At 57.2% G+C, this 22,401-nt stretch carries 22 protein-coding genes and 2 pseudogenes; 12 read left to right on the top strand and 12 right to left on the bottom strand.

The window, feature by feature from the left end; translation table 11 throughout:
* Positions 1-2: 2 nt before the first annotated feature.
* From ISX84_RS08790 to ISX84_RS08770, 5 genes are all read left to right on the top strand, one after another.
* On the top strand, positions 3-950 hold the full coding sequence (locus ISX84_RS08790; RefSeq protein WP_195819958.1) for a hypothetical protein: 948 nt from the start codon (positions 3-5) through the stop codon (positions 948-950).
* A gap of 561 nt (positions 951-1,511) precedes the next feature.
* On the top strand, positions 1,512-2,732 hold the full coding sequence (locus ISX84_RS08785; protein WP_195819957.1) for a YcaO-like family protein: 1,221 nt from the start codon (positions 1,512-1,514) through the stop codon (positions 2,730-2,732).
* Positions 2,729-4,090 carry a TfuA-like protein gene (locus ISX84_RS08780; RefSeq protein WP_195819956.1) on the top strand — a complete coding sequence of 454 codons (1,362 nt, stop codon included), beginning with the start codon at positions 2,729-2,731 and terminating at the stop codon, positions 4,088-4,090. The genes ISX84_RS08785 and ISX84_RS08780 overlap by 4 nt, the downstream gene beginning before the upstream one ends.
* 152 nt (positions 4,091-4,242) lie before the next feature.
* A complete protein-coding gene (locus ISX84_RS08775; RefSeq protein WP_195819955.1) occupies positions 4,243-5,451 on the top strand; it encodes a hypothetical protein in 1,209 nt (402 codons plus the stop codon).
* Positions 5,452-5,555: 104 nt separating this feature from the next.
* On the top strand, positions 5,556-6,152 hold the full coding sequence (locus ISX84_RS08770; RefSeq protein WP_195819954.1) for a hypothetical protein: 597 nt from the start codon (positions 5,556-5,558) through the stop codon (positions 6,150-6,152).
* 27 nt (positions 6,153-6,179) lie between these two features.
* Here ISX84_RS08770 and ISX84_RS08765 read toward each other — a convergent pair whose 3' ends face one another.
* The 5 genes and pseudogenes from ISX84_RS08765 to ISX84_RS23460 form a co-directional block, all read right to left on the bottom strand.
* The gene (locus ISX84_RS08765; RefSeq protein WP_195819953.1) at positions 6,180-6,671 is read right to left on the bottom strand and encodes a GNAT family N-acetyltransferase; all 492 of its coding nucleotides are present in this window, start codon (positions 6,669-6,671) and stop codon (positions 6,180-6,182) included.
* Complete coding sequence (locus tag ISX84_RS08760; RefSeq protein ID WP_195819952.1) at positions 6,668-8,434, bottom strand: adenylate/guanylate cyclase domain-containing protein; 1,767 nt, start codon at positions 8,432-8,434, stop codon at positions 6,668-6,670. Before ISX84_RS08760 ends, ISX84_RS08765 begins: the two co-directional genes overlap by 4 nt.
* Positions 8,435-9,101: 667 nt before the next feature.
* Positions 9,102-9,670, bottom strand: a pseudogene (locus tag ISX84_RS08755) (IS5 family transposase); the annotation flags it as partial.
* Between the two features lie 383 nt (positions 9,671-10,053).
* Positions 10,054-10,473: a YHS domain-containing (seleno)protein gene (locus ISX84_RS08750; RefSeq protein ID WP_195819951.1), complete on the bottom strand. Its 420-nt coding sequence runs from the start codon at positions 10,471-10,473 to the stop codon at positions 10,054-10,056.
* A gap of 134 nt (positions 10,474-10,607) precedes the next feature.
* Positions 10,608-11,183 (bottom strand): LysR family transcriptional regulator, encoded by a 576-nt coding sequence (locus ISX84_RS23460; protein WP_195819950.1) that lies wholly within the window; start codon positions 11,181-11,183, stop codon positions 10,608-10,610.
* Between the two features lie 127 nt (positions 11,184-11,310).
* On the opposite strand from ISX84_RS23460, the gene ISX84_RS08740 reads away from it, so the two are divergent.
* Positions 11,311-11,733, top strand: coding sequence for a RidA family protein (locus ISX84_RS08740; RefSeq protein WP_195819949.1), 423 nt, complete (start codon positions 11,311-11,313; stop codon positions 11,731-11,733).
* A gap of 57 nt (positions 11,734-11,790) precedes the next feature.
* On the top strand, positions 11,791-12,195 hold the full coding sequence (locus tag ISX84_RS08735) for a VOC family protein (protein ID WP_326838729.1): 405 nt from the start codon (positions 11,791-11,793) through the stop codon (positions 12,193-12,195).
* 56 nt (positions 12,196-12,251) lie between these two features.
* Here the strand turns inward: ISX84_RS08735 and ISX84_RS23550 are convergent, their stop codons facing one another.
* From ISX84_RS23550 to ISX84_RS08720, 3 genes are read right to left on the bottom strand one after another with little or no spacing between them, the layout of a single operon-like run.
* A complete protein-coding gene (locus ISX84_RS23550) occupies positions 12,252-12,959 on the bottom strand; it encodes a transporter substrate-binding domain-containing protein (protein WP_195819947.1) in 708 nt (235 codons plus the stop codon).
* Positions 12,956-13,555, bottom strand: coding sequence for a short chain dehydrogenase (locus ISX84_RS08725; protein WP_195819946.1), 600 nt, complete (start codon positions 13,553-13,555; stop codon positions 12,956-12,958). Before ISX84_RS08725 ends, ISX84_RS23550 begins: the two co-directional genes overlap by 4 nt.
* Positions 13,552-13,905: a MerR family transcriptional regulator gene (locus ISX84_RS08720; protein ID WP_195819945.1), complete on the bottom strand. Its 354-nt coding sequence runs from the start codon at positions 13,903-13,905 to the stop codon at positions 13,552-13,554. The genes ISX84_RS08725 and ISX84_RS08720 overlap by 4 nt, the downstream gene beginning before the upstream one ends.
* A gap of 262 nt (positions 13,906-14,167) precedes the next feature.
* On the opposite strand from ISX84_RS08720, the pseudogene ISX84_RS08715 reads away from it, so the two are divergent.
* A pseudogene (locus tag ISX84_RS08715) lies at positions 14,168-14,684 on the top strand (transposase); the annotation flags it as partial.
* 317 nt (positions 14,685-15,001) lie between these two features.
* Here the strand turns inward: ISX84_RS08715 and ISX84_RS08710 are convergent.
* Together ISX84_RS08710 and ISX84_RS08705 are read right to left on the bottom strand one after the other, a co-directional pair.
* Positions 15,002-16,039: an isoaspartyl peptidase/L-asparaginase family protein gene (locus ISX84_RS08710; protein WP_195819944.1), complete on the bottom strand. Its 1,038-nt coding sequence runs from the start codon at positions 16,037-16,039 to the stop codon at positions 15,002-15,004.
* Between the two features lie 852 nt (positions 16,040-16,891).
* A complete protein-coding gene (locus tag ISX84_RS08705; RefSeq protein ID WP_195819943.1) occupies positions 16,892-17,578 on the bottom strand; it encodes a hypothetical protein in 687 nt (228 codons plus the stop codon).
* Between the two features lie 352 nt (positions 17,579-17,930).
* On the opposite strand from ISX84_RS08705, the gene ISX84_RS08700 reads away from it, so the two are divergent.
* From ISX84_RS08700 to ISX84_RS08685, 4 genes are all read left to right on the top strand, one after another.
* Positions 17,931-18,482, top strand: coding sequence for a glutathione S-transferase family protein (locus ISX84_RS08700; RefSeq protein ID WP_229884184.1), 552 nt, complete (start codon positions 17,931-17,933; stop codon positions 18,480-18,482).
* A 249-nt stretch (positions 18,483-18,731) separates the two neighbouring features.
* Positions 18,732-19,928 carry a winged helix-turn-helix domain-containing protein gene (locus ISX84_RS08695; protein WP_195819942.1) on the top strand — a complete coding sequence of 399 codons (1,197 nt, stop codon included), beginning with the start codon at positions 18,732-18,734 and terminating at the stop codon, positions 19,926-19,928.
* Between the two features lie 127 nt (positions 19,929-20,055).
* A complete protein-coding gene (locus ISX84_RS08690; RefSeq protein WP_195819941.1) occupies positions 20,056-20,712 on the top strand; it encodes a peroxiredoxin in 657 nt (218 codons plus the stop codon).
* A gap of 17 nt (positions 20,713-20,729) precedes the next feature.
* Positions 20,730-21,632, top strand: a complete 903-nt coding sequence (locus ISX84_RS08685) for a sulfurtransferase (RefSeq protein WP_195819940.1) — start codon at positions 20,730-20,732, stop codon at positions 21,630-21,632.
* Between the two features lie 67 nt (positions 21,633-21,699).
* Here the strand turns inward: ISX84_RS08685 and ISX84_RS23545 are convergent, their stop codons facing one another.
* Together ISX84_RS23545 and ISX84_RS08675 are read right to left on the bottom strand one after the other, a co-directional pair.
* Entirely contained in the window at positions 21,700-21,981 is a 282-nt protein-coding gene (locus tag ISX84_RS23545; protein WP_442800621.1) for an IS3 family transposase, read from the bottom strand.
* Between the two features lie 83 nt (positions 21,982-22,064).
* Positions 22,065-22,352 carry a transposase gene (locus ISX84_RS08675; protein WP_170548140.1) on the bottom strand — a complete coding sequence of 96 codons (288 nt, stop codon included), beginning with the start codon at positions 22,350-22,352 and terminating at the stop codon, positions 22,065-22,067.
* Positions 22,353-22,401 lie beyond the last annotated feature (49 nt).

The following is a 22,401-nucleotide window of genomic DNA, read 5'->3' as shown; positions in this document are numbered from 1 at the left end:
CCGTGGCGGTGCAACAGGAAGGTCAGCCTTATGTGATCGTCCATGGCGGTGTGAACAAAACAGCCACGAGCTATGTGCAAGCGATACTGAAACGGAATGCCGGCAAGCTCAGAAAGCGTGGCGTGCACTACATTCACCATCGTCATACGCGAAAGGATTACACGTATCCGTGCCAGCTGAACGGATATGAGAAGTTGGGGCTGGACTATCGGCGAAAGTTTTCGGACGCGGCACTTGCTGACCAGGCGCGTGCATTCTTCGACACGGTGCCCGCCGGGCCGGGGGAGCGGATCATCCTATCGGACGAAAACATGTCCGGTCATTGCGGCCACTGTGTGCGCACCGGCGATGTCTACAACCTGCGCAACACATTGGTGCCGATCTTCGCATCGAACATACCGTTCCCCGTGAAAGAAGTGCATCTGGCAATTCGCGAATACGCGGATTTCTTCGCCTCGGCCTATGTCGAATTCCTGCGGTCTGCCAGCGGGCAGCATCTTGTGTCAGACCTTGAGATGAAGCGCGCCGTTCTCAGCCGCTTGCCGAGTTGGGTGGACCTCGTCGAACTGGTTCAAAAGTCCTTTCCCACCGCGGAAATCATATTGTGGCGACACGAAGACTTCGGCGCTCTTTCTCCGCGCATTATCAGAAATCTCTGCGGATCGGAGGTCGATGTGAGCGATTTTGCCTTACCCAAAAGGTCTAATGACCGACCCTCCGCTTCCCATCGCGCCATCGAGGTTTTGCTGAGTGAGGCATCCCGCATCGGCGGCGCGGCTGCCTTGGCAAAGCGGGCGGAGATTCAGGACACGTATCCGCGCGGCCCCGACTGGCCCCGATACGATCCCTGGTCTCCGCAAGAGCGTGATCATTTTCGCATGCTATACCGCAAAGATACGGATCTGCTGCGTGACATGAAAGATGTGACCTTGCTGGCGCCATCTGAATAGACGTTAGTCGGACGCTTGATGTCCGCCGAGCCGACGCGATGACAATCCAGGCACCGCCAGGCCGGTTCACCAAGGCGTAGTGCCTGATACAAGTTCGTCACTGCAGATCAGCAGAATTTGGTCGCCAATCGGTTAACTGCCATACTACAAGGGTAACGATTGGTCAGGAACGATTAGAAGAATGTACCTTTTGCTGAAGACCGTCAGTGTGATCGGCGCAACCCTCTGGATGGCTGGCATGTGGGCTATAGCGCTCATCCTTTGGGCTCTTGGCGTAGCGTACGAGCGACGCATGCGACTGCGCAACATGTTCAACCAAGTCGAGACAGCCGCGATGACCGCGCTTGTGCGCTGCCGCGCATATCGCTCCCAGAGAAAGCGATATGCCTGTCGGCCAGGCTCACCTCTTGCGGGGAACGATGGTGCCCCAAAAAGGAGCGCCCTGTGACGTTGGAAACTCTTTTTGAGAACGACCTCATCAGCCGGTCACCGGAACGATAATGCAACTGTGCCTCTTTTTCTTTCCCCGCGATCAGGTTCCATGTTGGGATGGCATCTGACATGGAAAGCACGCGCAAGTCATTTGCTGATGGCACGCACCGCATTGTCAGCCCGGCCCAGACACTTGAGACCGTAGGATCTCGTTTGGCCGCCATGGGCATTACGCGCGTGGCCAATGTCACGGGGCTTGATCGGATCGGCATTCCGGTCGTCAACGCCTATCGCCCAAATTCGCGCTCTTTGTCCGTTTCACAGGGTAAGGGTTTGAACCTTTCAGCGGCCAAGGCATCCGCGGTCATGGAGGCAATAGAAGGGTTTCATGCGGAAGAGATCGATCTGCCCCTGGTCGAAGGCAGTTACGACGACATGAGCACGCGCGGACGTGTCATTGACATTGAACGTCTGCCATTTTTGCACGGTACCGCGTTTCACGCGGATCGGTCGATCCTTTGGGCAGAAGGTCGCGACCTCATCTCGGGCGACCGCGTTTGGCTGCCATCGGAATTGGTACATACGGACTACACTCTGCCGAGGCGGCCTCACTCAGGATGCTTTGTTGCAAGTACAAACGGTCTGGCCTCTGGCAATCATCGTCTGGAGGCGATGGTGCACGGCATATGCGAGGTGATTGAACGGGATGCGCATACCCTTTGGCATATCCTGCCGTTTGGCGCTAAGACGGAAACCAAGTTGGACTTGGACAGCATAACCGATGCGGCGTGTCGGTCCCTGCTTGAGGCGCTGCAAAAGGCCGGCATGTCCGTGGGCGTTTGGAATATGACCGGGGACGTCGGGGTTGCGACGTTTCACTGTCTGATCACGGATATGCTTGTCGAGAACGGGCACTCCGGCAGCGGGGCGGGCACCCATCCCAGCAGCAAAATCGCTCTTCTACGGGCCTTGACCGAAGCGGTGCAGGTGCGGACCAACTATATCACCGGTGCCCGCGATGACCTACGGCATGATGAATACACAACAAAGGGCATTGCCGAAAAGAACCGATATGCACAGCGTCTGATGTCCGCGCCGTCGCCCAATCTGACCCCGTTCGAGGCCGTCCCTTCAAATGCGTTCGACACCTTGGAAGAAGATCTGGACTGGGTGCTGGAGCGCCTCATGGGAGTGGGTGTCACAGAGGTCATAGATGTGGATCTGACCAAGCCCGCCTTTGACATCCCGGTGCATAGAATTGTCATCCCCGGGCTGGAAGGTCCGCATGATCACGATGACTATTGCCCCGGAGAGCGTGCGCACAGAGTGTTGGAGCAGGCCGCTCGATGATCCATGTATTCACCGGCCCGACACTCCACGCAGCTGACGTCAGGGATGTGTTAAATGACGTTGAGGTGCGCCCCCCGGCGCGTGCAGGCGACATTTATGCGGCCTGCCAGGAGGGGGCGTCAGGAATTGGCCTCATCGATGGGTACTTTGACGGTGTCCCGTCGGTTTGGCACAAGGAAATCCTGTTTGCGATTGCGCGAGGCATTCCAGTCTTTGGCGCATCGAGTATGGGCGCGTTGCGGGCCGCCGAATTGCACAGTTTCGGGATGATAGGTGTCGGCGCGATTTTTGAGGCATTCCGCGATGGAACGCTCGAAGACGATGATGAGGTTGCGCTGCAGCATGGTCCTGCGGATCTGGGATATGTGGCGCTCTCGGTCCCGATGGTCAACATACGCACATCACTCGAACGCGCCGTGTCAGCGGGCGTGTTGGAGGGTGCCGATGCAAGCTGTCTAGTAAATGTCTCCAAGAAAATGCACTTTCCCGAACGGTCATGGGACAGCCTTGTCAAGCAAGCCAAGGAACAACATCCCGCGTTAAGCCTAGAGAAATTGCAAACATGGCTGCCGACCGGCGCTGTAGACCAAAAACGCCTGGATGCGCTCGACATGGTATCGACGATGGCGTATTTGCGCAAAGAAGCACCCTCCCCTCCCGCACAAAACTTTGAATTCCAACACACCGCAATGTGGGAAACGCTGACACGGTCGATTGAGCAGACCGGCCCAAGCCGTGAGGTGTTGCTCGTGCTTGATCAACTGCACTTGGATCCGAACTTCTATGCTGACCTGCGCCGCCGCGCGGCAAGCAGTCTACTGTCTGAACAGAGTTTGGACGTGGCGCAGGCAGATGTAGGCCGCGCAATGACCAGGTTTCGCGCAGAAAACCGACTATACACCGGACAGGCTCTGGAAAGCTGGCTGGCCGCCAATGATCTGGACGTATCCGCGCTTCAGGACCAGATTGCGGATGAGCTGCGCCTGACGGCAACCATTGCCGCCCATCGTGATGCCTTTCGCCGCGCAATGATCGAGACGCTGAAAGCGGACGGAAGCTACGCAAAGCTATTGGCCGAAGCAAAGCGGAGGGCGGTATCTCTTGATCGCGCTGGCCTCTCCCACCCCGAGCCGAGCGATCTGGATATAAACCCCGGCATGCTTTTGATCTGGTACTTTGAACAGGTCCGCGATCAAGCGGTGCCGGACGATCTCGCGGCATTCATTAAGCAAAACGACTTTGCAGATCGCTCCGAATTCGAACAAATGATGGCCCGGGCATATGTCCTTTGGCAAAATGAAGCACGGCGAGATGATGAACCCGATGCTCCGGCGCAACCGCCCTCAATGGAAAGGTAGAACGCGTGCGATACGTTGAAACTGAACATTCCGGTGGCACGCGTTTTCGACTGTTTCCGCAGTTGCCATCACTGGACCAGAAACAAGAGCCCGAAACAGTCTGGGTTTCTTCACCTGCGGGGTCGCTGTTGCCCGGTCCTGCAGATGACCGCATGTATGTCATCGATCCTGTGGGTAAGGAACGCGCCTACGGCTACTACCCGACACCCAGCGGCGCGACGTTTCACTACCGCCCGCCCTGGGATGGACCGGTTCTGCCCGAAGCCCACCCGGACCCGGAGGGCCATTTCGACCATCTGGAAATTGGCACCTATGCCTTCGAGCAGGCCCATGCATTCGGCGCTATCCGCTTCACGATGGATATCTGGGAGCACTATTTCGAGCGGCGGTTGGAGTGGCATTTTCAGGACCACTACGAGCGCCTTGAGATCCTGTTTCTGCGCGGGTTGGACAATGCTTTCGCCGGGTTCGGCTCCATCGAGATTGGCTCCTACACCCTTAAAACCGGAGAGCTGGTGGAATTCGGCCTCAGCTTCGATATCCTGTCGCATGAGCTGGGACATCTCATCATCTACAACGAGATCGGGCTTCCCGGCAAAGTCGAGGTGAACGGGGAGTACTTCGGATTTCACGAATCTGCCGCTGACATGGTTGCGCTGATCTCCCTGCTCCATTTCGACAGCGCTGTGGTCGGCCTGCTCGAATCGACAAGCGGAAATCTGTATTCTTTCAACAGGCTAAGTCGTTTTGGTGAGGTGTCGAACAGCAGCCAGTTACGATCCGCCTCCAACGACCGAACCCTTTATGAGTTTGCCGATGGCTGGGCCTATGAACACGATCTGTCGCAAGTGCTGACTGGGGCGCTCTTTGACATCTGGATTGATGTTTTCCACGAAAACCTTCTACGAGGCGACCTGATCTCGGAAGAGCTGGAGGACTTGTCCGACCGTCTCGAAGGCGATCCAGACTATCACAAGATTATCCAGCCGCTCTTTGACGAGGCATACGCGCGAAATCCGAAATACTTTGCAGATGCGTTGGTCGAGTCGCGAGACTACATGGGGTTCGCCATGGCAAGTGTCTGGGACCGCCTCACAATCGAAACACTGGATTTTGCGGATGTCTACGAGACCTTTCTGGAGGTCGATGATGCGATGACGGGCGGGCAGTACCACCGCATTATCGCCCTGAATATGGAGCGTCGCGGCATCGGGGTCATCAGCGCAGGCCCGCGCCTCGCGCCCCCTGATGAATCAAGTCACGCATTTTCCAGTCGCACAGATGTTCCCGATGACATCCCGCATCGCTGCGGAGGGCGCTTACCCTTTAGAATGCTGCGTGAAATTGCACAGGTACGGTAGGATCGCCTTAAAGAAAATGCTGACATCCGGCAGGCCCATGTGCCATAAGCACACAGAGGTGCGGCCAAAGAAATTGGCCGCTGGTGCTGTAGGAGGGAACAGACGTGGGTGATAGATTAATCAATTTTTCGAAAATTTTTCTGTTTGGCAGAGAATTGGATGACTTTAAATACAATTCGGTTCCGGCGCCGCAAAAGGGTGCGGGCGGAACGGATGGGCAGACCGGAGAAGAGACGAAAACACCTATACAAGAAGACAGAAACGGCTTTTTGGACGCACAATTGGCAGGCGACAATGCGCGGTTTGCCAGGATCTTCGGGTTCAGCTTCGAAGGTCACTACTATGACCTGGCGCGACCTCAGATTTTTCTTGTTCACGGCGGTGGCGCCCCAGCGGAAGATGCCAATGCTGTCGCAAATCGCGGCCGTGGCAGCGTTGATCAGGCCGGTCTTGCACAGCGCAATATCCTGTTTGCTGATGATGTCCGGGCCTGGGCTTATGAAAAGTCCGACTTTTCCATTCGTTTGGATCCCGAGATTGGCCCGTTGGATCAGATTTTGCTGGACGCGGAACTCAGCCAAGGCGGTGCGGTTCATAGCGGCGGCAAGGCGTATAGCGGCGGTAAGGCCTATAGCGGTGGCAAGGCCTATAGCGGCGGTAAAGCCTACAGTGGTGGCAAGGCATTTGGTGGCAGCGACTAAGAGCTGCCCCAGCCCTATCTAAAATGACTACCCGGCCTGCCTGGTTTCATATCGCATGTGAATTTTTGTATCGTCCTCAGATACTTGGCGAAAGCCTAACCTGCGATATAAAGTATGGGCCGGGTTGCCATGAACGAATGACAAGCAGACATTCTTGTCTTGATCTGCGGCCTCCGAGATGATGGCCTTGACCAAGGCTGTGCCGATCCCCTGACCACGCACGTCTTTGATCAGGTAAAGCTGATCAATACACACGTCGTGGTCAGTTTCGGATACCTGGAACCAGCCGACATCCCGACCGTCCAACGTTACAAATTTGATCTCATCCGGGATGAAATAGCTGCGAAACGCCATTTCCATTTCATCTGCGTTCCATGCGTCCAGCGCCATCAGCAAGGGCTTCATTGAGTTCATATAGAGACGCCGGGCAAAACCGAAATCATCCGCTCGAGCGGCTCGCAGCTCGAATTCCGGAGGCTCAACACCTGATATCGATGCCGGGTTGCTCGACGTACTCACTCCAGACCTGCTTTCTTCAACCCTTCGATCAATCGATCCCGAGGCCCAGGATTGCGGTCAGGAGGTACATTTTCCCAATGCGCGAGCGTGAATTCCGGATGTGTCTTGAGGATTTGCGCCGCATGCCCTTTGGCCACATCCATGCGCCCAAGCAGGGCGTTGCTGGCCGTTAACATGCGATACGCATCGGTCTTGTCCCGCATCTGGGTCAATGTTCGTATCGCTTCTTCGTAGTCACTCATATCAAAATAGGCTTCGCCGAGATGCCACAAGTACCAATCCGGATAAAAGGGATTGAGCTGCATGGCGCGTTTGATCAATTCGACGGCACGCTCCGGCTCTCCGTAAACACCTGCAGAATGGCCCATTTCGGCCAGAATATCAGCATCGTTCGGGTTGAATTGGATGGCACGTTCGTAAGCTGCCAATGACTCGTCATGGCGGCGTTTGTAAAGGCAAGCGTTGCCAAGCGCTGCATGGCCACGCGCATCGTCAGGGTCCAGGCGCAAGGCCATCTCCGCATTTGAGATGGCATCCTCCAGAGCACCGTCGGGATGGTCAACCCAGTTGAACCTCCAGGCGTCATTCGACGTGCGTGAGATGCTGGTGTAGGAGGCCGCATAGTCGGGATCAATGGCAGAGGCTTGCTCGAACAGCCGACGCGCGTGCAGGTTAAGCTCTCGCCGGGGCTGCGTGTACAGATCGCGACCGCGCAGAATGAGTCCGTACGCCTGCAGGTCTGACGGCGCCTTCCGCTGCTGTCTCTGCCGCTCGGCCTTGTCGATCTTTACCGACAAGCAGGATGCGATGATCGCGGTGATTTCATCCTGAAAAGTAAAGACATCCTCGATGTTGCCATTGAAGGTCTCGGCCCAGACCGAACGGCCCGAGTCCGCCTCGAGAAGTTGAATTTGAACGCGCAACTGGTTGTGGGAACGTTGAAAACCCCCGGTCGCCAGGTACCTGACACCCAGCAACCGGCCAATATCACCGATTGGCATGTGCCGCCCTGCAAAAAGGTTCGACGACTGCTGTGCGATCACATGCAAAGCCTTGAACCGCGTCAAGTTGGAAATGATATCTCCGGTTACCCCGTTGCAAAGATGCGCGTTTTGAGGCTGTCCAGACAGATTTTCAAGCGGCAGCACGGCAACCGAATTGTCCGGTAGGTCCTGCAGTGTCGCAATCCGCTCGATGATCGTCGGCGCTTCGGCGGGTGCGCGCATCAAAAGTGCCTCGGGCTCGATCTCAAAGACTTCGATCTCGTCGTCAATGTTTTTCAGATCAGGCGTGCCAAGCGATTTCAAAGGCAGTTTGATTTGATCACGTGCGACGCGCGAAACGGCTTCTGACACGCAGATACCACCGGGTTTTGCCAGGCTCTGAAGCCGCGCAGCCACGTTGATCGCATGACCGTGCATGCCGAAATGCCCTTCTCGCACCTCGCCCATATTGATACCGATACGGAAAGAGATCGGATCGGATTTGGAGTTCCAAACGGCATCATTCAGAAATTCCTGCTGCATGGCGACCGCAAACTGCACACTGTTCGACACGCTGTCAAACAACGCGAGCACGCCGTCTCCGGCGATGTTTTTGATTGTTCCACCGTAGTCGATTGCCAACTGTCGGATCAGGTCGATGGCTCGTGATACGCGTACCGAGGTCTCTTCCTCGTCGCGGCTCATCAGTCTTGAGAAGCCATAGATATCCGCGACAAGAACCGTGGTAAGACCGTAATGTGTGACTTGAGAAGGTTCCATCCAACACCCACTCCCACTTTGGTGCCAGAAATGGCGAGGTGTGGGCCGACCGCAGTTTGATAACCCTCTTTTGATAGCAGTTACTATAGCAAATTAGAAGAAACGATCATTTGGGCATCCGTTGAGTTGCCTGTTTCCAGAGAGCTGGGTAACCGCGCCAGGGCGCGAGGCTGACGGTCTCACCGCCTGACAAAGCAGCAGCAGCAAGCGGGCCATGGGCGCCAGAACGCCAACGGCGCTCCTGCAAACGATCATCTGTTTCCACCCCTGTGCCATGCCTTCTGGATGATCGCGGTGTCGTCCAGATTTCTCAGGACATCCGCTTCGTCGAAGACAAACTTCCTGAGATATGCTGCCGTGCGATCACAGCCCAGTTCATGGAGAACCAGGTCGTTGCGCGTTTCGAGCTGACGTTACTTGAAGGCGCCGCATGATCAATGTCACGCCCGCGCACCAAAATACCCTCAGCCAATTGATGCAACAGTCCCATCTAGAAAGATAAGGACATCGACCGGGGGCCGACGCACAGCCTTTGACTCTTCATGGATCATGGAGGAAACCTGCCAGAACCGCACAGGTTGTGTTGAAAGGTTCTGGCACTTCTAAGTCATTGATCCAGAGCAGATAGAAAGACCCCACCGTCAGCACAGATTAGTTTCAGGCCACATAGCCAATAGATAACGTTTGCGGCGTGGGCGATGGCTGAGAGGAAGACTTTTGGGCATCGGTCGTATCGGGTTGCCACGCGCCTCCAGTCTTTGAGCCTGGCGAACATGATCTCGATCCAGTATCGGCGCTTGTCGTATCGGATTGTCGTATTGCCTTGCTTTCGACCCGGTATGCAGGGGCGTATTCCTTTGCCTTTCAACGCTTCTCTGAATCAATCCGCGTCATAGCCAAGATCCCCGAGCAACCAATCAACCTTCGGCAAACTGCTCAGCAGCGTCCGTGCGCCGATCTAATCACTCACTTGTCCAGCGGTGACGAACAGGTTGAGCGGACGCCCTCGGCTGTCGCAGATCGCATGCAGTTTCGTGCTCATACCGCCCATTGTACGGCCAATCAGGCGTCCACATCCCCCTTTTTCACCGCAAGGCTGGACGCCATGCAATAGGCTTTGAGATATGTTGCGTCGATCATGACCGTCTTCTGTCCACCGTGATTGGCCGCCAGTCCGATGAGCATCCGCGCAAAGATGCCCTTGTCGCTCCATCGCTTCCAACGGTTGTGCGTTGTGGTAAAGCTGTCAATGCCGGTGGGCGAGGGTAACCCTGTACATTTTCGACTGGCAATGGGTCTGCTTGCGTTATGCTGCGTGATCCAGTCCAAAACACTTATCGTGGACATAATGCTGGGCATTCATGTCGCGAAGTGACCAAGTCGAAGGAGCGCGTCAATCAGACTTCGGCCCATTCCCGGCATTGGACACCCAGCCTGGCTGCTGCAGTCGCAGCCCGCAAACCAGCCATTCACTGCAACGGCAAAATTTGGGGGCTGGTGAACTAACGGATCGCGGACGAAAGTGTGCCTTCGCTGCGGCTGCACCAATGGCCGCTTTTTAAAAAACGGCGGGGCGACACGATATGCCGTCCCACCTAGTTCGATGATGATTGCCAGACTTACAGGTCTTCGACCGCAGTACTGCGGATATCTTTCCACTGGTTTTCGGCCTTGGAGATCGTGGCAGTACGGTCTTTGTTGAATTCGTCAAAGATGGCGCGGTTCAGGAAGACATAAAGGGCACCGTCGATAACAGCGTGGTACTCTGGGTCGCCGTCGAACTTCTTTCCAACCGACACGCCGAAGGTGCAGTAGCCGCCGTTCTGCGGCAGATATGCAGCCGGATCAGCTTCGAAAGTCTTCATGTTGTTCTCGCTGGAGAAGTAATAGGCAACGCCGTCATGCACTGCTGTGTAAGCAGCGGAGCCCTCGACAGGGTTCGCAGTTGCGATGAACTCAACCGGGTCCACGCCATGCAGGCCCAGAGGCGCACCGGCAGCGGTAATTCCACGCGACACGTTGTATTCGTCTGCTGCCATACCGTCTTGTTCAGTGACCTGGATAACAGACTCTCAGCCTAGGATAAAAACTGCAGTCGCATCCCGCATTGAGGACCTTCATGGCTGCAATAATTTGCAACCAGTCCTGCATAGTGTCGCAGGCTAATTGGTTCCTACGATTCCAAAGCTTCAAGTATGGCGCGCGATTGACGGCACTCGGCCAGACCAGGCCGGGTTACGAAATATAGAGACGCCGTGGTGCCGCTCAGGCAAACGGCGCGCTCTGTAAGAGCTCCATGTCGTGTTTTGGCGGCAAGCAGCAGCGCATCAAGTTCGTTGGCCCAGATCAGTTCGACATCATCCGTCGCTCGCATCTCCCGGACATAGGGCTCAAGCTCCTTTGAATGCCGGGGCCATCCGTTTGGCAGACGGTCAGCGACAAGGGGATCTACACCTATGCTCAACTTGCGACCGTTGAGCGCAGGGGCAACTGCTTCGGTCGCCTCTGTCAAAACGTCGAAGGCGCGCGAAATCTCCGGGAGATAGTCCGCACCCTCACGGGTCAACAACAACCCCTGTGGCAACCGTCGGAAGAGCGAAATGCCGAGAGACATCTCTAACCGCTTGACTTGCTGGCTGACGGCACCGGCCGTCACCCCAAGCTCGGCGGCTGCTGCCTTGAAGCTCAAGTGTCGCGCGGCCGCTTCAAACGCCTTGAGGCCGTTCAGGGAAGGAATTCGATAAGTCATATGGCCTTCTAACACGGGCGCCCGACACAAGAGACCGAGATTTTCTAAGCCTCGCGCTCAATTTCTATCGTTTGAATAATGTAGGACCATCCACGTAAATCCTCTCAACAGACAGAAAGAGGACCTCATGACGATCAGATACAATCCCTCGACCGGATGGCCGCAACTTGGCCGCCCCTTCCATCATGGCGTGGTCGAACCAAAGGGCCGCGTTCTCCATATGACGGGGCAAGTCGCCTGGGACAATGGCGGGAACGTCATCGGCAAAGGCGACTGTGAAGCACAGGCCCGGCAATGCTTCGATAATGTCGAAAACATCCTGAAGGCCGTCGGCGGGCGCTTGGACGACATCGTTTCCTTGACCGTCTTCTACCTTGATCCGGCAGACATGCCTGCAATCCAGAAAGTCAGGGCCGAACGCCTCCAACTGGCGCATGGCCCCGTCAGCATTCTCATCCAGGCCGCCGGGCTGATCACACCTGACCTTCTGGTCGAGGTCGCGCCCATTGCCGTGATCCCCGACGCCCGCTTTCACGAACCAAGATACTGAGGTTAGACTGCTATGAACAAACATGACGGTTTCAAAGCCATTCGCAGCTTGGACTATGTGATCCTTCTTTGCGATGACCTCGCGAAGATGAAAGCGTTCTACCAGCGGCTGTTCGAGTTCCAAGTCGAAGAGGATTTTCCGGAACGGAAGGTCTTCTTTCGGGTCGGCACCCTGTTTCTTGGTCTAAGGAAACGCGGCCGCCCTTACGACGGACCAAGCATGCCTACGCCATCCGCATCCATTCAGATCAGCTTCCGTGTGCCGCCAGCCGACGTTGATCTCGCTTATGACAGGCTGACCGAAGACAGGATTGACGTCATCGAGCCTCCGACAAACCAGGACTGGCCCCACAGGACACTGTTTTTTCACGACCCAGAGCACAACATCATTGAAATCTTCGCCGACATTCACCCGCGTGAGACATTGGCCGAACCTTCCGGCGCTCATCAGGTTGTCGACTGAAGTCGGTTGGCTGTGACTGTGGTCCACATTCGCAGGCGATCCCTTCTTCCGTGAAGTCAAAGGACGCGATCAACATCGGCGTCTGCAAACCCGAACGCTTTCATCAATCGTCGATGCTCAGTCCCGCCGATGAACGTATTCAGAACGTGATTAACGCGAAATCTGAGATCAGTCGCAGCCCGTGCAAAAGCGAAGCATCCAAAAGCCGGAGCCCTTTCCCGGAGCGGGACGTTCACGACGGCTAGGCCAGGAGCAGCGCTCGTTTGGAGGAAGCCTTTATGCGCTCGAGCGACACTGGCAAAGGCGCTGACCGTTCCGTCTTGCACCGCCTGCGCCGCGTGTGCATAGGTTTCAAACACGCGGAACTGGCCAGGCGCCACGCCGAGTTCAAGGGCGGTCACATGCTGTACCTGATCCCGTATCACCGCAAGTTTCAGATCCCTTGCTGTGGCAAGGCAGCGGTACCCGGCTATGAGCTCTGCATCCGCTGCCCGGACCAGCAAACCGTCAGGCAAAGCCCAGATCGGCCTGCTGAACAAAGCAACGCGCCGCCGTTCGGGAGACGCGAAAAGACCTGTGGTCATTTGCCAATCATCGCGCGCGAGACCGGGCAGAAGCTGGGCGAATTCGGTTTCAACAAACTCAACGTCATTGATGCCCAGTTGACGAAGGACAAATCGCGCCAGTTCGACATCGCATCCGGTAACGGCTTCTGCGTCATCAACGTAGTTAAAGGGCGGCTCGATGAGATATGCGACCCTCACTCCACGATCACCACTTGACCGTTGATCGCCCCCTCAACGCATTTGGCAAACGCCCGTTCGACCCGCTCCGACGGCACCCGCTCGTGACCCGGAAACAAAGCGCCATAACGACGTTCGGACACATCGAGCAGCCCCGGGCTCACCATGTTGGTCCGCAGCCCAGGGGGCACCTCGATCGCGGCGCCTTTTACGAAACCAGCCAGCGCACCGTTTGCCAGTGCAGCGTCGGTGCCAGCGACAACCGGGTCGCGGTCCAGCACGCCGCTGGTCAACGTGAAAGAGCCTTTACCCGCGAGCCGCTTCAACCCTGCCAGAACAAGGTTGATTTGCCCCATCACTTTGTTCTCAAGCCCCATTTTCAGTGACGCGTCCGTCTGCTCCGCAAGCGGGGCGAAATGAACGTGGCCAGCGGCTGAGACGAGAGCATCAAAGGCTCCGACTTTACCATACATGGTCTCGATTACGCTGCGGTCAGAGATATCGGCGCGCACGTCCCCTGTCTTTCGTCCAATACAAACGACGTCATGGCGCTGTGAAAGCTCGGCAAAGGCGGCCTGCCCGACATCGCCCGAGGCGCCAACAAAAATGATTTTCACCACAGATACTCCTCATAGATTTCGAGCTTTCTCGCAAGAATTTCGTCACACCGATCCAGATCATCGCGGCGCTTGGCCAAAAGCCGGGAGTGATCAAGCAGAATGTCCTTGCGATCCGGGATTGTCTCATCCCCCTGCGCATAGAGCGCCGCAAACCGCTGCATCACCTTCATCGGCATACCGGTTTCGCGAAGCCAGAAGAGCAGTGTCAGCCAATCGACATTCTCAGGAGAAAACCGCCGCTGCCCGTCCGAGCCGCGCATGACATTGGGGACGAGCCCCTCTGCCTCGTAGTACCGGATCGTATCAACGTTGAGCCCCGATCGGGCCGCAGCCTCAGAGATGCGCATGACAATAGACCTCCTGTAAACTGGCAGATACCGGCCTTGAGTAACTCTAGGTCAAGAAGAAATCCGATAAAAAGGTGTGGCCCAAACCGGACCCTCTGCACAGCATCGTGATGCCGTGGATCGCAACCCGCAATGCCGTCATTCGCTTTAAGTGCAAAGTCGGGATGGCCCAACTCAAGCTGGGCGGAGATAATGTTGAAAAAGTCTGTTGATTGGTCGGTTCGGCCCTGATTCACTCGTTTTGAGAGTGGAGGGTCAGGCGATGATGGGACCAAGGCATGTGGCGCAAGGTGCGCTGTTTTATGAGTTCTCGATTGAAGAGTTTGTGCCTGGCGATCATCCGTTACGCGGCATTGATCGGTTCCTCGACCTTTCGGATGTTCGTCCTCTTCTGGCACCGTCTTATAGCTCGCATGGTCGTCCTTCGATTGACCCCGAGCTGATGATCCGGATGCTGTTGTTGGGCTACTGCCAAGGCATTCGATCCGAGCGCCGCCTCTGCGAGGAGGTCCACGTCAATCTGGCGTACAGGTGGTTTTGCAGGCTCGACCTGACTGACCCGGTGCCGGACCATTCGACCTTTTCGAAGAACCGGCCCTCTCGGCGATGCAAGCATCGCCTGCCGGGCAATACATGGGCGCTTCCGGGAGAGCGGTTTGTTCCGACACCTTTTCGAGATAGTTTTGAAGCGTTGCATCGATGAGGGCCTCGTCGGTGGCGAGAGCTTTGGCGTCGATGCCAGCCTCATCCCTGCCAATGCGAACCAGACCCGTGGCATTGATAGTAGACACGCAGCGATTGTCTCCTCTTATGGGCCGCACTGCAGCATCTACGAGCTTGGCTGAAGGTCCGGTGGGCCGTCCTTGATGTGCCCTGGGTGCCACGCGACTGCAGATGCTGTGCCATCTCGGAGGTTGGCAGGGGCCCAGACCAGACCCAACCACGATCGCTCGTGATCCATGTTCGGTGGTTCTAGAGACGCGGCTGGACGCTTGACCAAGGTCCGAGGCGTCGATGGACGGAACTATGAACTCTCCGGGCCGCGAGGCACGTGGGACCCTTGGCGAAGAAGACGGCACCGCAGGATGGCCAAGTTTCATTCCCCGGCAGCGTCGCGCCAGGTCGCTGCCTCGCTTAACAGTCCCGTCGAATTAAAGACCGTGATGGTGTTGCCGTTTGCATCGAGTGCGATGAGCCCACCTTCGCCCGCAATGCCTCCAAGCGTCTCCAAAACCGCACCGCGCGCGGCCTCCTCGACTGATTGTCCGCCCCACCGCATCCGCGCGGCAACCTCGTGCGCCAGAGCGGTCTTGAGGAAGCTTTCACCGTGGCCGGTGGAGGCGACGGCGACAAGGCCGTTTTCCGCATAGAGGCCGGCGCCGGGAACCGGTGTGTCGCCGATGCGGCCAGCCATCTTGTCCTCGAAACCTCCGGTAGACCCCGCCGCCGCGAGATCGCCGCATCGGTCCAGGGCCACGGCCCCGACGGTGCCCTTCTGTTCGAAATCGGCTTTCGGCGTGACGGACGGGAAGTAGTCGGGGTCGACCGTTTCCGCGCCGAGCGCGGCGAGCGTGTCGTCGGCGCTAGTCCCGGACAACAGAACGTGGGGCGTCCAGCTCATAACGAGCTTCGCCCCGCGAATGGGGTTCTTCATTCGCCGGACGCCCGCAACCGCGCCCACGTTAAGGTCGCGGCCGTCCATGATGGCGGCGTCGAGTTCGACGAACCCTTCCCGGTTCACAATCGCGCCACGGCCAGCGTTGAAGATCCCCGCATCTTCCATGAGGACAACCGCTTCCTCGACAACCGAAAGGGCGGGCGCGCCTCGGCGCAGCCAGCCTCCGGCGCTTTGCGCGATCTCGCGAAGAAGACGGGTCCTGCTCGGGTCGTCGTCCATACCCCAATAGGCACCGGCGTGGACAATGAGGGCGAAACGCTCGCTGTCGTCGCATGCGAGCTTCGGATTCGCCATCCGTGCTTCCATCCATGCCATGTCGGCACGCGCAGATTGAGAAAGCGACAGAAACACCGCGCAACAGAGAAAGCCGAACAGAACGACCGGACTGAGCCCTTCGTTTAGGGTCGTGGTGACGGAGTATCCTCGCTCCGGTCCGTGATCATTGGTGCGTACCATGTTCATCCTTTGGGCGGGAGACATATTTTAGCGGTCAAACCTATCCAGATCGCCAAGAACTGGCGACGAGGATGGAACCCTTTCGGAGGGCTCGCAAAGCAACCATCCCGTCTGGTCTATACATGCAAAGGTCGAATTGACTCCAGGGGCCTTCGCCGCGCGATGCATCAAGGTAGTGCTTGGTGGATCAATCCAACCGTCGAGGACTGTTTGCAAAGGTCATAAAGTCGCGCATTTTGTTGGTTCAAGTGGCTGCGGATATTGCACGCGCGGCGAAAGGCAGGAATGCAGGCTGCTAGCGTAGCATCTTGACCCACTGGCCAACGGCAGGAACGGGCCGCTCCGTTGCAGAGCGCGCCGCACCGATTGAACCTGCTGCCGCCGATCCAAGGACCGCGGTGAGCCCATTTGGACCGATGCTGCGCCTGTTGGGATATCCGCATCGGCAGAAACCCCAGCAAATCTGCGACGGGAACCGCTCCGATGCTCGTTTAAAGTCCGTATCGTCTCTGAAAGGAAACCCCGTGCCACCGAGCCTGCACGTTCCCAGAACAGTACTTGCGTCTCACCAAACGCCTAGTCATGCGAGATCTGTGCAAAAGCAAAGATGTATGTTCCGAACTGAAGTCTTTTTTGCACGCGAATGATGCACGCCATAAGCTTTTGAAAGTTTCGGGGTGCACCAAGCGTGCATAAATCACAAGTTACGCACGCGCATCGCTGAAGAGTGGCAAACCAGCCCTCAACGGCTGCCACCGCGCAGTAAAAGATATCGCCCACAGAGATCCTGTATCGCCGATTAAGGGCTCCTGGAGATTATGTTGTATTGAAGCATCCTCGCCCAAAGAATGATTACTCTTTATCAGATTCCGGTAATTTTGAAATCATCATCTTCAATGGAAGGTACTTCTTTCTCCCAATGTCCATCCTAATTCTGTACTGTGACGCCGCCTTAAAAAGCTTCACCCGAGATGCACGATCTTTTGGAACTTGCCCATTTTTTATATCATCGCCCGTTCGAAGTTTCTGGGCATATCGAGTTCTCTCATCGAAGGCCTCCATAGCCTCTAGGTTATATTTTTCTGAATCATCAACTTGACCAAATAATTTAATACCAAATTTGCTCGTCGTTGTGGTCGCGTTATCGCGTCTCATTGCGTCAAGCAGCTTCTCGTATGTTGTAATTTCTTCTTGAAATATTTGATCTAGCTCTTCTCCATTTTCATAGTTCTCCATGCGATCTATTATTTCTTGAAGAGCTCCGCGATGCTTCAATGCTGCAGAATATACAAACTCCGGAGAAACTATTTGCAGAAATGAGAATGCCGTTCTGTATTCACCTATTCTATCGTTTTGCGTGTTTCCCCGTGTATCAGCTATATGAGCCGATATTGACTCAGCCGCTGAAATGTAGTCGCGGTATATCTTGCGCCTCTCTCTAAGTGCCTCTGACTCACGTTCAATAGTTCTTTGCCATCTATAGAATGCAAGTCCGCCCAATAGGGCGATCAAAGCGGCTACTACCGGGGACCAGTTCATCGCGTTCCTATACTCAAGTCTATAACAAGAGCGATCATTTATCATAGTGCTAGATGCAGATCACCCCCTTTAGCTTGACATACCCTGCTCTGCAGTCCCCCAAGTTTGGTTGAGTGAGCAAAAATCCCGACTTCTGAACGCTCTGCTCCAGCCAATGTTTTCAAATGTTTGCCTCGTGCGCAAGCAGTGTGCACAACTCTCCACCGGAAGCGGACATTGGACCACCGGCGCTTCATCCCGCGATCCGTTAGTTCGTCATGGCTCAGCATTTGCAGTTGCAGCGAATGTCTCATCTGACGGGCCACACCGCGGTATCGTGAAGGTAGGTCGAAGGGCCGCAAAGGGCCGTAACTTGCGTGGGCGTCTACTCGAATACCTCGAAGAGACGCAGCCACATCCGCTGCATCCCGCTTGCCCGCTTGAGCGGGCACAGCTCCGGGCGTGGATAGAATTCGGATCGGCGATGCTGCACGACATCGCGGGATTCTACAACGAGCTCGATACGGCGGCTTTTGATGTAAAGACTGCGTCGCTCTCGGCCAAGGCCGACCGGCTGGAGGGCGAACTCCGGCAGGGACCTTATTTTGCAGGCGAGACCTTCAGCCTCGTCGATGCCGTATTCGGGCCGGTCTTTCGGTATTTTGACACGTTCGATGAAATCGGTGAATTCGGCATCCTCGCGGAGCGCCCGAAGCTCGCGGCGTGGCGAGCGGCTCTGGCGGCGCGTCCCTCGGTGGCGGCGGCTGTTGGTGCTGACTATCCGGAACGGCTCATGGCATTCCTGTCTCGGCGCAAGAGCCACCTCGCCCGGAAGATCGCTGCGGGGACCGACGAACCGTCAGGCAAGGCCACCGGACGGTCTTTGGAGGCGTGCTCGCACAGACCGATCATGCACCCGGCCTGATGTACTGTGGTTGATCACAAAGAGAAACGGACATGCATAACTCTACATGGACACCGCCAAGCTTCACGGATCGTTATTCTGGAAGCTGCTTTTTTTGATTGAACCTGTCATAAGAGCAGGCCATCGGCCGCGCAGTCGATGGCATTTTCTGCTCTCACTTTTCCGTGCACTCCGGCGTGGATCTTTGCCAGCGACATGCAGGTTGCGTAGTAAGGTCGCACGTAGATTACGAGTTTCAGGTCGCGTAGTATGATTTTGATCGTGGATGGATGGCGTATCGATGTGCCCGCCCGGAGCGCGGAGCGCCGCGATCAGAGCGTGCGGCTCTCGCCGCGCGCGATACGGTTCCTGAAGGTCTTTGCTGAGGCACCCGGAGATACCATCCCGCGCGAAACGCTCTTGGACCGGGTCTGGCCCGATGTCACGGTCAGCGATGAAAGCCTGACGCAGGTGGTGGCGGAACTGCGGCGCAAGCTCGCAAGCAAGGATCTGATCGCCACGATCCCACGTGGCGGCTACCGGCTCACCGTGCCGATCTTGCGCGATCTTGCCAATGGACCGGGGCCGACCCATGGCCCGGACGGCTCTCTTCCGATCGATGCCTACGCGCTGTTTCTTGAGGCGCGCTCTTGTCTCGCGCGCGGCGATGAAGGCGCGCTGCGTACCTTTACCGCACTGGCAGCCGAGGCCGTCGCACGGGCCCCTGGGGATGCGGAGATCAGAGCATTTTACGCAACAGCGTTGCTCAAACAGCATATCTATTGGTCCGAGGGGGCCACTTTGTTGGACGCGGCGCTAACTGAAGCGGAAAAAGCCGTCACAGTGAACCCAGACAATGCCGAGACGTTGCTCGCGGATGGTGCTGCGCGCATCGAGGCCGGCATGAAAGACGCCGGTCTTCGTGCGATCGCCAGGGCGCTGTCGCTGGCGCGAAGCGATGCCGGATTGCATCTGGAGGCCGCCATGCGGGTGATGGCTGCCGGTGACCGGCGGAGCGCAGCGGCATTGGCGCTCCGCGCGGCCGAACTGGCGCCAACCGGGTTCCGCGGTGACCAGCTGGCCGCCCGCTATCTGGAACGGGATGAACCTGACCGTGCCCGCGTTCATGCGGAGCGTGCATTGCGCAAGGTGCGTACCGAGCTGGAGATCGACCCCAACGCGCTGCGCGCGCTTTATGCACTCGGTCCGCTTCTGGCACAGCTTGGTGATGCGCATGCAGCGCGCGCAGCGCTTGAGGCGGTGCCGCATCACAACAGCCCGCTGGAATACTACCGCGCGGTCGGATTCTCCCGTATCGGTGATGTCACTGCGGCACTGGAGCGGATCACCTTCCTGTCGTCGCACGGCTGGCGCGGCTATTTCAGCATCAACGCCGACGAAGGCTTCCGCGCGGCCCAGACGGATGCCCGTTTCAGGCGTCTTCACGCCGAGCTCCTATCCGCCTGACGCGGTTTTCAGAACTGTTTCACAAGACGTTCAGGATCGCCCGGCTGACGCGGTGTAGACCGCTTCATGCACCGCCCCTTGCCAAGGCCGGTGGTGTGCCAAGTAGCATTCAACAAAAGGATTTGAGATGCCATTAGCCATCAACAGCGCCGCCCCCGATTTTAAGGCGCATAGCACGCACGGTATGATCTGGTTTCACAACTGGATAGGGGACGCCTGGTGCGTTCTCTTCTCGCACCCCAAGGATTTCACCCCGGTCTGCACGACGGAAATGGGTGTGATGGCGCGGATGAAGCCCGAGTTCGAGCGACGGGGGGTGAAGATCATCGGGTTGTCCCTCGACAAGGTCGAAGATCATAACCGCTGGTCCGAGGACATACGCACTGCCACGGGGCACGCGCTCAATTACCCCTTGATCGGCGATGTCGACCTGCGGGTGGCCAAGCTCTATGACATGTTGCCTGCGGATGCGGATGACACCGAAGCGCGCACCGCCATGGACAACGCAACGGCGCGGACGCTGTTCGTCATTGGGCCGGACAAGAAGATCAAGCTCACGCTGTCCTATCCGATGACGACGGGCCGCGATTTCAACGAGGTCCTGCGCGCCATCGACAGCCTACAACTCACAGCACGGCAACAGCTTGCGACACCGGCGAACTGGAAACACGGCGAGAACGTGGTGATCGCTTCTTCCGTCTCAGACGAAGAGGCGCGCGAACGTTTTCCGGACGGCTGGGACGCGCCGGTTCCCTACCTGCGGCTCGTTGAGATGCCAGCGTGAACGAAAGGAGAAATCAAATGAATACGAACCTCTCGCGCCGTTCCATTCTGACGCTTGCGCTCGGCGTCGCGGCAACCTGCATACCGAGTGTCAGCCTTGCATTGTCGGGCGACTATCAGAATCCGCAGCTCCTGAAAGAGCCGCAAAGCTTGATGTCGGACATGACGATCAAGGCCATGGGCGCTGTCGTGCGCCAGAGCACCGTGATCGACCTGCGCCCCGAAGCGGAGTTTGCCGCAGGGCACATCCCCGGGGCGCGGCATCTACCGCCTGACGCCGTCGCCGCTGAACATGGCGCGGTTGCGGGCGCGCTGCGCCCCGTGGCAGACATTGAGGCGATGCTTGGCGCGTTGGGCATCGCCCAAGGCGAGCGTGTGATCTTCTACGATGATCGCGGCGGATTCCACGCCGCGCGGATGCTCTGGCTTCTGGAATACTTTGGCCATCGAAACGTCTCGGTTCTGAACGGCGGGTGGTCAGGCTGGCTGGAAGCGGGCGGGACGGTCACGCGCGATCTTGGACGCGTCAAACCCGCCCGCTTTGAGGCCACGCTGACGCCCCGCCGGTATGCCAGCGCGCAGGATGTGCTTGCCCACAAGGGCCAGCCTGACGCCGTGCTGATTGACGTCCGCCCTCCGAAACTTTTCGCGGCGGGCCATATTCCCTGGGCGATCAACGTGCCGTGGTCCCAGAACCTCGACGAGGGCGGCCGCTTTCGGTCGGAAGACGAACTGGCCGCACATTTCGAGCGTCATGGTATTGCGCAAAAAAGCGACGTGATCATGCATTGCCAGAACGGGCTTGCATCGTCCCACAGCTACGTTGCGTTGCGCCTGCTCGACGTGCCGCGCGTGCGGGTTTACCACCGCTCCTGGGCGGAATGGGGATCGGCGGATGACTTGCCGATCGCCACAGGCTGAACGCCATCTTCGGAAGTGTCGGCGCGGAGAGCTGCTCCTCGCCGACATATCCCCGGTCCGCCCATATCTACAGTCCTGAATGCCGAACAGTGCATGAACGGCTACAATGCGAAAGTTGCACCGCGGCGAGCCGCCGTCGTTTCTTATGTCGATGCGGCAGTTGCAGACCTTCTTCGCCCCATAAACGTTCAACCTTCTTGTGATTGACCTGCCAACCTTCCATCCGCAAAAGCGCTGTCACTTTCCGGTAGCCATATCGTCCATACTGCTTGGCCAGCCGGATCATCGCCAGGCGCAGGGCATCGTCATTCGCAGGCTTGGACCGATAGCGAAGACTGGACCGTGCCACACCCAACACGGCGCAGGTGCGGCGCTCGGATGTGTTCAGTTTTTGGCGAGTGTGAACAACCGCCTGACGAAGTTGCTCCCGCGTCAGGCCTTCGGCTTTAAATGATCCAGGCTCTCCTTCAGGATCAACTTGTCGAGCTGAAGATCAGCGACAATCTTCTTCAGCCGTTCGTTCTCTTTTTGCAGCGCCCGCATCTCCGACAACTGAGGTCTGCCCATCCCGCCAAACTTCTTGCGCCAGTAGTAATACGTCTTGTCCGAGATGCCTGCTTTCCGACACGCACTCACAACATCCAACCCATCGTGCAAATGCACGTCAATCTCACGCAAAAGCTTCAACGCATCTTCATCCGAATACCGCTTCCGCGCCATCCATCATCCCTCCTGTGACACCAAAATAGTGGCACAGTTCTACGGGGCT

The organism is Roseobacter sp. MH60115 (assembly GCF_015644665.1).
Taxonomy (GTDB): Bacteria; Pseudomonadota; Alphaproteobacteria; order Rhodobacterales; family Rhodobacteraceae; genus Roseobacter.
Note: the sequence above shows the minus strand (reverse complement) of the source record. Positions and strands in the feature narration are given on the sequence as shown.